Genomic DNA, 11,138 nt, shown 5'->3' on the forward strand with positions numbered 1-11,138 from the left:
CCGCGCCCCGTCAATCATCGACGCCCGTGTTCTTCCTCGGCCTGATCAATGGCGGCGTGGATCCACCGGACCAGCTCGCGAAGATGGACGGCCGCGCCGCTGTCGGTCGGATCGTGGTCGAGGGAGCGGCCACCGTCGACCGAGACCAGGCGGAACAGCCTCCCCGGAGGGAGGTCGTCGGCCAGGACCGCCACGAGGGCCGCCACCACCGCGGGGGCGGGAGCCGCCGCCGGTTGGCGGGTCCGGAGGGCCGCCGCCGGGACTTCGGGGACGGGTCGGCAGGTCGGTCCGTTCATCGGCGCAGGTGATCGGGTCGCGGGTAGCGTAACAACAGATCGCAATCGATCCGTGTCCGGCATTGTGGATCTTTCGGGGTGGGCAGCGGCGGAATGCGATCAGGGAAGCAAGGCGGAGAGAGGGTCGGAAAGACGACGTGACTGGGACGCGCGTCACGGCAATCAGCCGTTCGGCGAGAAAAGGGTCACATCTGCGCTATGGCGCCCGGCGGGGGTGATTCGTAGGCTGTTGAACGACATGCGGCGCCGGGTGGGAAAGGGTTGAGAACACTGACCACCGCGGGGCGCATGATCGTGGCGGATGTTCCGGTTGATCGGGTTGTCTCGCTGCCCGATGTCGATATTGATGAACTCGCCCATTGTCTTGCCGCTGAGCATGGTGAATTGGCGCCGCTGGTGAGCCGGACTCCGGTTATCGGCGCTGGGCCGGGTGCTTTCGCCGAGGCTGCGGTGGCCGAGTTGGAACGCGCGGCCGTCGGGCTGCTGCCGGCCTGGCTGCCCGGAGTGGGTGAGAGCCGGCCCGACCTCGGCGGTCTCGCCGCGGCCCGTCTGCTTGCCGCCGAGGTCGCCCGCACGAGCCGCTATCCGCGTGCATTCCTCACCGACCTCGCCGTGCTGGCGCTCACCGGCCGCCGTCCACTCCGGTTGCCGCCGCTGCGGATCCGTGCGCGCGAGCTGACCCGCCTGGTCGCGCAGGCGTTCGGCCGCCGTCGCACTGTGCTGCTGGTCGGTGGCGTGGGCGGCGACGACGTGGTAGCGGGCGCGGAATGGCTGGTCAGCAATGGTGGACCGGCCGTGTGGTTGCTGGGGGCGGGGAACGACCGGGTGCCGGTCGTACGGCTGGGAAGACCAGGACGCGGCAGTGTGGCCGAGGCCGGCCGTCCCCATCCGGCGAGCGCGGTCGAAGCCGCCCTCGAAGCGGCGCTGGCCCGGGAGTCGTGGGCGAGTGGACGACGCTGGAATCAGGACTACCGGTCGAATGAGCTCACCCCGCCCGTACGGCTGGATCTCTGGTGGCCCGCGGAACGGTGCGTGGTCGAGATCGACGGGCCGGAACACTGCCGGCCCGACCGCTATGAACTCGACCGGCGGCGCGATGTGCGACTGACTTTGGACGGTTATGCCGTTCTGCGTTTCACCAATGCTCGAATCGTTCACGATGTCGGCGCCGTGGTCCACGAGATCGGCACCTTTGTGCGGGCCCAGCGACGCGACACAACGGAAGGACAATAGCTATGGCCGGCGATGACCTGACCCCGTCCGAGGGCGCGATCCTGATGGTGCTGATGGTCGAGGCCCGCGAGGTGCTGAACACCGAGCTCAAAGCGAAATACGGTCTCGACGTACGCAAGGAGCAGCGCGACAAACTCGCCCGCCTGCACTACGTGTCGAGTCGTCGCAGCGGTCGCACGGTCGCGATTCAGCTCGACGACAAGGGCTGGGTGCGGATGCAGAGCGACTTCGATTTCAAGGCGCGCGGCGCGGCGGCGGTGGGCGCGGCCCTCACCGCCCTGCACGCCCATCTGCGTGATCGCGTCCTGCAGCGCAGCGGGGCCGCGAATTTGACGGAACTGTTTGCCCGGACCGAGATGCGCGCGGTGGCCGGTGATATCGGTCCGCGGGTGGTCAGCGCCTATCACGCGCTGGCGAACGAACCGGGGGCGTGGGTGAGCCTGCGCCGGTTGCGCCCGTTCTTCGCGGACGTGCCGCGCGATCGTGTGGACGAGGTCCTGCGCGAACTCAGCGACCGGGGCGAGGCCAACATCGTGCCGGAATCGAACCAGAAAACGCTGACCGCGGCCGACCACGAGGCGGCCCTGCGTCTCGGTGGTCAGCAGAACCATCTGCTGGCGATCGGTGTGTGATGAACGAGGCGGAACAGAAGGCCCTGGAGTCGCTCCGGTTCGACTGGGCGCCGGTGCCCGATGACATCTGGCGGCCGTTGCCTTTCCACGTCGACGGTCTGCACCTTCCGGCCCTGCGGGCCATCTCCGACGGCGTGCGGGAGGCGGAAAGGAGTCAGTCGGCCAGCCCGATCGGATTGGTGATGCAGGGCCATCGCGGTTCGGGCAAGACGCATCTGCTCGGCCGGGTGCGGGAGCAGGTGCACGAGCAGGGCGGCTATTTCTTCCTGGTCGGGCTGCTCGACGCGGGCAGCTTCTGGGACAGCGTGCGGATAGCGATGCTCGACGGCCTGGCCCGGCCCATCCCGGGCACCGGCGACACCCAGCTCACCCTGTTGCTGCGGCGGTTGTCGGAAAGGGTGGGTGCGCCGCGACGGTCCCGCCGGGCTTTCATGGGCCAGACCGATCTGACCCGGGAGGACGTCGACGCGTTCATCAAAGGACTCGGCGACTTCGACCGGCAGGTCGCCCACTCGAGTCAGGAGACCGCGCGGGCCCTGGCCCTCCGGGCGTCGGAGAACGTCGAGCATCGCGATTTGGCCGACAATTATTTCAACTCGGGCGAGGAGAACGAGCCGGGCGAGCGGCATTCCTGGGGCATGCGTCGCGCGCCCCGGTCGGCGCAGCAGATCGTGCAGGATCTCTCGTGGTTGCTGGCTCTCACCGGACCGTCGGTCATTGCCATCGATCAGATCGACACCCTCGTGGCCCAGGTCGCTCTGCAGGGTGACGCGGCGGCGCCGTACGTCGAGCCCGAGCAGGCGCTGATGCTGGCCCGCATGGCGGACGGCCTGATGATGCTGCGGCAGATCACGCGTCGCACTCTGACCGTCATCGCCTGCATTCCGACGTCATGGACGATCATCAAGACCACGGCGGCCGACACGGTGGCCGACCGGTTCCGGCAGACGCCCCAGCTCATGCGCATCAACGACGACGACCTGGCCCGGGCCATCATCGAGAAGCGATTCCGGATGCGCTATGCCGAGATCGGGTTCGAGCCGCCGTTCCCGACGTGGCCGGTCGCGCCGAAGGCGTTCGAAAAGGCCGGCCGCTTCACGCCGAGGCAACTGCTGAGGGCGATCGACGACCATGTCCGCGGATGCCTCGAGAACGAGGAAATCCGCGTTCTCGACCAACTGGACGAGCCGTCAGCCGAAAGGCAACCGGCAAAACCGGACGTCCCGGTCGGCGACTTCGAGAGGTACGACCGGAGGTTCGCCGAGCTGAAAGGAAAGGCGGACGTCGTCCGGCCGCTCGCGCGCGAGACCGAGGACCAAGCCATGCCCGCGTTGCTGGCGGCCGGGCTCACGGCCTGGGCCCTCGAGCGCGGCGACGACGGTGACGCGTTCAGCGTCGATTCGCCCCCGAGCAACGACCCGCCGCTGCACGCCCGGCTGCGCCTGACCCTTAACGAGCAGACGGAGGACCAGGCGCACTGGGCCTTCCGGGCGATCAGCGACCAGCACCATCCCACTGCGGTGCTCTCCCGGATCCGGAAGGCGTCAGTGGCGGCGGCGATCGCCGCGGGCACTCCGAAGCGGCGGCTCGTGCTGTTGCGCAACGCCAAGTGGTCGAGTGGCGCGGCTACGAAGGCAGCGGTCGCCTCGTTCGAGGCTGCAGGTGTTCTGACGCTGGCCCTGAGCGAGGCCGATTTGCGTACGATGTCGGCCCTGCAGATGATGCTGGCCGAGACCACGATGGACCTGCGCGGCTGGCTCGCCGAACGCCGTCCGGCGCACGGACTCGGGTTCCTGCAGCTAGTTTTGTCTGATGTGGACACAACGGAAACTGTTGCCACAGCGAAGAAACCCGAACCTGAACCTGAATCCGAAACTGGGCCCGCCTTCACTGTCGGCTACGACTATGCCGACGGGGCCGCGGCGCGGCTGCCGCTCGAGGCGTTGCGCAAGCACGCGACCATCTTCGCGGGCTCCGGCTCGGGCAAGACGGTGCTGATCCGGCGCATCGTCGAGGAGTGCGCGCTGCAGGGCGTGTCGGCGATCGTGCTCGACCCCAACAACGACCTGGCCCGGCTCGGTGAGGCCTGGCCGTCACCGCCGCCGCAGTGGGGCCCGGGCGACGCCGCCAAGGCCACCGACTACCTGGCCAACACCGATGTGGTCGTGTGGACGCCGCGGCGCGCGTCCGGCCGTCCGCTCAGTTTCCAGCCGCTGCCCGACTTCCGCAGCGTGCGCGACGACGAGGACGAGTTCCACGAGGCGGTCGAGGCGGCGGTCGCGTCGCTGACGCCGCGGGCCGGGCTCACCGGTCGTACAAATAGAACGCAGTTGGGTCTGGCGGTTCTGCGCAAGGCGGTCGAGCATTACGGGCGGCGGGGCGGCAGCCGGCTGCAGGGGTTGATCGACACGTTGGGCAACCTGCCCGACGGGCTCATCGACATCGACGACGCCGACAGGATCGGGCTGGCGCTGTCGCAGACGCTGACCGCGGCGATGGTCAACGATCCGCTGTTCGGCGGGCACGGCACCCCCATGGATCCGGGGCTGCTGCTCACCCCGGCGGCGGGCCGGCGCGCCCGGATCTCGGTGGTCAGCCTGGTCGGTCTGCCCTCGGACGACGTACGGCAAAGCTTTGTCAATCAGTTGCAGATGGCGCTGTTCGCCTGGATCAAGAAGAATCCGGCCGGCGACCGCCCGCTGCTCGGCCTGCTGATCATGGATGAGGCCCAGACGTTCGCCCCGTCCGGCGCGATGACGGCCTGCACCCAGAGCACGCTGGCGCTGGCCGCGCAGGCCCGGAAGTACGGCCTGGGTCTGGTCTTCGCCACCCAGGCGCCGAAGGGGCTGCACAACCGCATCCCGGGCAACGCCGCCACCCAGATGTACGGACTGATGAACAGCCCGATCCAGATCGAGGCGGCCCGCGACATGGCCAAGGCCAAGGGCGGCGACGTGCCTGACATCTCCCGGCTCACCACCGGCGAGTTCTACCTGGCGGCCGAGGGAGTTCCACCCCGCAAGATCCGTACGCCGCTGTCTCTCACGCATCATCCGCGAAGCCCGCTGACGGCCGAGGAGGTGCTGGCCCGGGCCCGCCCAAGTGCGCATTGCCGAGTTGGTGAAGCGGACCGCCGGTTAGCATCGGGGAAATGAGTGATCAGAACGGCTGGCTGAAGCTGCTCGACGAGAATCCCCAGCATTCGCAGTGGTACATCGACCGGTTCCGGACGATGGCCGAGGCCGGCGCCGACCTGGCCGGTGAGGCGCGATTCGTCGACGCGATGCTGGGGCGTGGGGCCCGGGTGCTCGACGCCGGTTGCGGCACGGGGCGGCTCGGCGGTCATCTGGCCGCGGCGGGGCACGAGGTGGTCGGGATCGACCTCGACCCGGCGCTGATCGCGGAGGCGCAGGCGAACCACCCGGGCGCTCAATGGCTGGTCGGGGATCTCAGCGAGCTCGATCTGCCCGGCCGTTTCGACGTCGTCGTCAGCGCCGGCAATGTCATGACCTTCGTGGCGCCCAGCACCCGCGTCGAGATTCTGCGCCGGTGCGGGCGCCACCTGGGTGAGGGCGGGCGCCTGGTCGTCGGGTTCGGCTCGGGGCGAGGGTACGACTTCGACGACTTCCTGGCCGACGCCGCGTCCGCGGGCCTGACCAGCGACCTTCTGCTGGCGACGTGGGACCTGCGCCCGTTCGCGCCCGAGGCCGACTTCCTGGTCGCTGTTTTGCGCATCGCGTAACACCGCGGAAAAATCTCGCCGTTCAAACGGTTGCCTGATCGGTGGCCTGCGTCATAGTCTCGCATCGTTCAAACGATTGAACTGGACGAGAGCGAGCACACCGTGGCCTTTGACCTCCTGACCCGGCTCGGCGGTGACGAGCCCATGGCGGCCGTCTTCTCGCAGGAGCGGGCCGTCACGGACTGGCTGCTGGTCGAGGCCGAGCTGGGCCGGGCGCTGGCCGCGGCGGGCGTGGTCGACCACGCGACCGGCGAGCGCATCGCCCAGGCGTGCCGGCTCGAGGTGGTCGACCTGCCGCGGCTGTGGGCCGAGTCGGCCAACGTCGGCTACCCGATCTTCCCGCTCGTTCGGATGATCTGCGAGGCGCTGGAAGACCGCGATGCCGCGTTCGTGCACTACGGCGCGACCACGCAAGACATCATGGACTGTGCCCTCGCCCTGCAGGTCCGCGACGCCGCGAGCCGTCTGCTCGAGCTGGCCGGCTCGGTCGGCGACGGGCTCGCCGAGCTGGTCGAGGCGCACGCCGGCACCGTGATGGCCGGCCGCACCCACGCCCAGCAGGCCGTGCCGACCACCTTCGGGGCCAAGATGGCCGTGTTCCTGTCCGAGATGACCCGGCACCGCGCCCGCCTGCTCCGCGCCCGCGACGCGGTGTCGGTCGTGTCGCTCTTCGGCGCCGGCGGCACCTCGGCTGCCCTGGGCGACACCGCCGATGCCGTACGCACCGAGCTGGCGGCCCGGCTCGGCCTGGCCGACACGGGCCAGTCCTGGCACGTCGCCCGTGACCGGATCGGCGAGCTCACCCAGTCCGCCGCGCTCGCCTCCGCCTCCTGCGTCCGGCTCGGCCGCGAGGTCGTCGACCTCTCCCGTACTGAGGTGGGCGAGATCGCCGAGGCCGACGGCATGTACCGCGGGGCCTCGTCGACGATGCCGCAGAAGGCCAACCCGATCTCGTCCGAGCTGGCCGTCGGGTTCGGCGTGATGGCCGAGACCAACGCCCAGGCCGTGCTGCGGGCCCTCGAGGCCGGCCACGAGCGCGCCGCGGGGGAGTGGCAGGTCGAGTGGCAGGCCGTGCCGGCCACCCTGACCGCCGCCGCCGGGGCGCTGCGGGCCGCCGCCACCATCGCCAACGGGTTGCGCGTCTTCCCCGAGCGCATGGCGGCCAACCTCGAGCTCGACGGGGGCCGGCTGATGGCCGAGGCCTACATGATCGCCCTGGCCGCCGCCCTCGGGCGCGACAAAGCACACGAATTGGTGTACGGCGCGGTCCGGGATTCCCGGTCCGAGGGCTCATCGCTGCGAGACGCCGTGCGCGCCAAGGTCGGGGACGTCACCTGGTCCACGATCGCGGACACCCTTCCCGAGCCCGCCGCGTACGTCGGCTCGGCCCGCCGAATCTGCGATGCCGCTCTGTCCGAGTGGCGTGCCTGACCCTCTCCCTCACCGTCTTCACAGGAGTTTCCACATGAAATTGACCCGGAGCCTGGCCGCCACCGCCGGCCTGAGCCTTCTGCTGGCCGGCATCGCCGCCTGCGACACCGAGTCCCCGTCCGAGTCGACCGCGGCCGGCGCGTCCGCGCCGGCCAAGCAGCTCACCTTCGGCCTGGCCAACCAGCAGGAATCGGTGACCTTCCCGGCCGCGCTGGCCAAGGGGGCCAAGGCCAAGGCCGACGAGCTCGGCATCAAGCTGGTGGCCCTCGACTCCCAGGGCGACCAGCAGAAGCAGGCCAGCCAGATGCAAGACCTCATCGCCCAGAAGGTCGACGGCATCCTGCTCGTGCCGCTCTCGCCCGGCCCCGGCCAGGCGCTGGTCGACCAGGCGGCCGCGGCCAACATCCCGGTCGGCACCGTGCACGGCTACGTCGGCGCCAACCGCGACGTCGAGAGCCCGTACGACAAGCTGAAGTTCATCGTCACCGAGAACGAGCGCGGCGCCGGCCAGACCGCCGGCGACCTGGCGGTCAAAGAGGTGCCGGGCGGCAAGGTAGCGGTGATCACCGGCGCTCCCGGCTTCGACGAGAACACCACTCGGGTCGAGAAGTTCAAGGCCGCGCTCGACGCCAAGGGCGGCTACCAGATCGTCGCCACCCAGCCCGGCGGCTGGACCAAGCAGGACGGGCAGTCGGCCTGCCAGAACATCCTGGCCGCCACGCCCGACCTGGCCCTGATCTACGCGATCAGCGACGACATGGCGGTCGGCTGCGCGGCCGCGGTCAAGTCGGCCAACTCCAAGGCCAAGATCATCGGTGTCGGTGGTTCCGAGGCCGGCATCGCTGCGGTCAAGGACGGCACGCTGGTCGGCACGGTCTGCTACAAGCCGTACGACTCGGGCGAGATGGCCGTCCAGCTGCTGCACGACGCGGTCACCGGCAAGCTCTCGGGCGCCCCGAAGACCACGTTCTACGACACCCCGGGCGTCACCAAGGCCAACGTCGACTCGTGCACGCCGCAATGGTGACGTCGCCCGTCCTCGCCGTTCGTGACGTCGAGAAGACGTACACGAGCGGCACCCGGGCCCTGCGCGGCGTCTCGATGCAGGTGCTGCCGGGCACGGTCCACGGCTTGATCGGCGCCAACGGCGCCGGCAAGTCCACCCTGATCAAGATCCTGTCGGGCTGGCAGCAGGCCAGCGCGGGCACGGTCGAGTGGAAGGGCGGCCCGGTCGACTGGTCGCAGCCCGGCCAGGCGCTCGAGGCCGGCATGGCCGCCGTGCACCAGCACACCCCGCTGGTCGACGCGATGACCGTGGTCGAGAACGTGTTCCTGGGCCGCCGCGAGACCAAGCGCTGGGACGCGGCGGCCCGCCGCACCGAACTGCTCGCCCTGTGCGAGCGGGTCGGCTACGAGCTCGACCCGGGCGAACTGGTCTCCGAGCTGTCGGTGGGCGCCCGCCAGATGGTGGCGATCCTGCAGGCGCTGGCCCGTAACCCCGACGTGGTGCTGCTCGACGAGCCGACCGCGGCGCTGTCGCCGGCCGAGCGCGAGGTGCTGTTCCGCTCGGTGCGGCGGCTGCGCGACGCGGGCACCACGTTCGTCTACACGTCGCACTTCCTCGACGAGGTGATGGCGCTGACCGACCACCTCACGGTGCTGCGCGACGGTTTGGTGGTGGTCGACTCCCCGACTGCTGACGTCACGGTCGAGAGCCTGGTGACCGCGATCGTCGGCAAGCGGCTGGCCCGCATGGAGTCCTCGGCTCCGGTGACCCGCACGCTGGGGCCGGCCGTTCTCAGCGTGCGCGATCTCTCGTCCGCCGGACATTTCGGACCGGTCGATCTGACCATCCACGAAGGCGAAGTCGTCGGCCTGGCCGGTCTGCTCGGCAGCGGCCGGACCGAACTGCTCGAGGCGATCTACCGCGCCGACCCGGCCTGCAGTGGTGAGGTTCTTGTGGACGGGCGGCCCGTGCGTCACTCGCCGCGCGCGGCCGTGCGTTCGGGGCTCGCGCTGGTGCCCGAAGACCGCGCGCGCCAGGGCTTCGTGCGCGACTGGGAGATCTGGCGCAACATCTCGCTGCCCTACCTGAGCGGCATGTCGTGGCGGCGCCTGCTGCCCCGCGCGGCGCGCGAGAAGGCGCTGGCCCAACAGGCCGTCGACGACCTGGGCATCGTGTGCGGCTCGACCGAGTCGGCGGTGGGCGAGCTGTCCGGCGGCAACGCGCAAAAGGTCGTGTTCGCCAAGTGGGTGTACGGGCCGGCCCGCGTGCTGCTGCTCGACGAGCCCTCGGCCGGCGTCGACATCGGGGCCAAGGGCGACATCCTCCAGCTGGTGCGGCGGCTGGCCGACGACGGCCGGGGCGTGCTGATGGTCTCCAGCGAGTTCGAGGAGCTGCTCACCGCCTGCGACCGGATCCTGGTCATCCGGCGCGGCGAAATCGTCGCCGACCTGCGCGTCGCCGACACCGATCTGCACGAGGTCACGGCGCTGGCCAGTGGCTTGAAGGAGGGGCAACCGGCATGAGTTCGTCAACCGCCGACCACGGCTCGTGGCGGCGCGCGCTCGCGCCCCGCGCCGCCGGTGTCGTGTACGCGTTCATCGCGCTCGTCGCGATCCTCACGATCACCTCGGCCGCGCAGGGCCGGCCGAGCTATCTGAGCAGCGTCAACCTCAGCAACATCCTCGACCAGTCGGCGCTGATCGCGATCCTCGCCATCTTCATGACGGTCGTGCTGATCACCGGCAACTTCGACCTGTCGGTGGCGTCCACGGCGGCGCTGGCGGGCACGGTCGCGCTGAAGACCGTCGACTCGTACGGCCCGGTCGTGGCCCTGCTGGCCGCCCTGATCACGGGCGCCCTGGTCGGCCTGGTCAACGCCGTGCTGGTGCAGAAACTCGGGGTCAACGCCTTCATCGTCACGCTGGGCACGCTGACCGCGGTCCGCGGCGTGGTGCAGGCGATCCTCGACGGGCAGAGCATCACCGCCACCGACACCACGCTGCTCGACATCGCGACCGCGCGCTGGGCCCTGCCGATCGGCGTCGCCATCGGGATCGGCGTGCTGCTGATCGCCGGCGCGGCTCTGCTGATCCGCCGCGGCACGAGCCTGGTGTCGACGGCCGGCCTGTGGTTCTCCGGCCTGGCGCTGATCCTGCTGGCCGTGTTCCGCCCGCTCATGCTGACCCAGACGGCACCGGTCTGGATCATGCTGGTGCTGGCCGTGCTGACGGCCCTGGTGCTGCGCTTCACGGTGGTCGGCCGCAACCTGTACGCGGTGGGTGGCAACCCCGAGGCGGCGCGGCTGTCCGGCATCGCCGTCGACCGCTACAAGATGGTGGCGTTCGTGGTGAACGGCACGGTCGCGGCGATAGTGGGTGTGCTCTACGCCGGCCGCTTCAACTCGGTCGACCCCACGGTGCTGACCGGCGGTGAACTCACGGTCATCGCCGCTGCCGTGCTGGGCGGCACGTCGCTGTTCGGCGGCTCGGGCTACGTGGCCAAGTCGGTGGTCGGCACGCTGATCCTGTTCACCCTGAGCAACGGCTTCAACGTGCTGAACATCGGCTCCAACTACCAGAACGTCGTGCAGGGCACGGTTCTGGTGGCGGCGGCCTCCCTCTACACCGCGACCAGCCAGCGGGAACGTCGCCGCTTCCGATTGGCGGTCCGCCGCAACAAGGGCAGCGGGGCGCCACCCTCGGAGAGCGCAACCGAGAACAAAGAGTTAGTGCGTCACTGACAGTCCAGAAGCCCGGCGGTTGGGGAACCGCCGGGCTTCGTCATGCCCTGTGGATAAC

General features: G+C 70.0%; 9 protein-coding genes. 8 read left to right on the forward strand and 1 reads right to left on the reverse strand.

Annotated features, from left to right (window positions below):
* Positions 1-14 precede the first annotated feature (14 nt).
* Positions 15-296 carry a hypothetical protein gene (locus M1L60_RS29020; protein WP_253240712.1) on the reverse strand — a complete coding sequence of 94 codons (282 nt, stop codon included), beginning with the start codon at positions 294-296 and terminating at the stop codon, positions 15-17.
* A gap of 288 nt (positions 297-584) precedes the next feature.
* Here M1L60_RS29020 and M1L60_RS29025 point away from each other — a divergent pair, with 288 nt between their 5' ends.
* From M1L60_RS29025 to M1L60_RS29060, 8 genes are all read left to right on the forward strand, one after another.
* Positions 585-1,529, forward strand: a complete 945-nt coding sequence (locus tag M1L60_RS29025) for an endonuclease domain-containing protein (protein ID WP_253240713.1) — start codon at positions 585-587, stop codon at positions 1,527-1,529.
* A 44-nt stretch (positions 1,530-1,573) separates the two neighbouring features.
* Positions 1,574-2,161, forward strand: a complete 588-nt coding sequence (locus M1L60_RS29030; protein WP_253240714.1) for a hypothetical protein — start codon at positions 1,574-1,576, stop codon at positions 2,159-2,161.
* On the forward strand, positions 2,161-5,316 hold the full coding sequence (locus M1L60_RS29035) for an ATP-binding protein (RefSeq protein ID WP_253240715.1): 3,156 nt from the start codon (positions 2,161-2,163) through the stop codon (positions 5,314-5,316). Before M1L60_RS29030 ends, M1L60_RS29035 begins: the two co-directional genes overlap by 1 nt.
* On the forward strand, positions 5,313-5,903 hold the full coding sequence (locus M1L60_RS29040) for a class I SAM-dependent methyltransferase (RefSeq protein WP_253240716.1): 591 nt from the start codon (positions 5,313-5,315) through the stop codon (positions 5,901-5,903). The genes M1L60_RS29035 and M1L60_RS29040 overlap by 4 nt, the downstream gene beginning before the upstream one ends.
* Before the next feature lie 102 nt (positions 5,904-6,005).
* Positions 6,006-7,334, forward strand: a complete 1,329-nt coding sequence (locus tag M1L60_RS29045) for a lyase family protein (RefSeq protein ID WP_253240717.1) — start codon at positions 6,006-6,008, stop codon at positions 7,332-7,334.
* 34 nt (positions 7,335-7,368) lie between these two features.
* The gene (locus M1L60_RS29050) at positions 7,369-8,361 is read left to right on the forward strand and encodes a sugar ABC transporter substrate-binding protein (protein ID WP_253240718.1); all 993 of its coding nucleotides are present in this window, start codon (positions 7,369-7,371) and stop codon (positions 8,359-8,361) included.
* Positions 8,343-9,863: a sugar ABC transporter ATP-binding protein gene (locus M1L60_RS29055; RefSeq protein ID WP_253240719.1), complete on the forward strand. Its 1,521-nt coding sequence runs from the start codon at positions 8,343-8,345 to the stop codon at positions 9,861-9,863. Before M1L60_RS29050 ends, M1L60_RS29055 begins: the two co-directional genes overlap by 19 nt.
* Positions 9,860-11,080, forward strand: a complete 1,221-nt coding sequence (locus tag M1L60_RS29060; protein WP_253240720.1) for an ABC transporter permease — start codon at positions 9,860-9,862, stop codon at positions 11,078-11,080. Before M1L60_RS29055 ends, M1L60_RS29060 begins: the two co-directional genes overlap by 4 nt.
* Positions 11,081-11,138: the final 58 nt, after the last annotated feature.

Origin of the sequence: Paractinoplanes aksuensis (genome assembly GCF_024137025.1) — a bacterium.
GTDB classification, from domain to species: Bacteria; Actinomycetota; Actinomycetes; order Mycobacteriales; family Micromonosporaceae; genus Actinoplanes; species Actinoplanes aksuensis.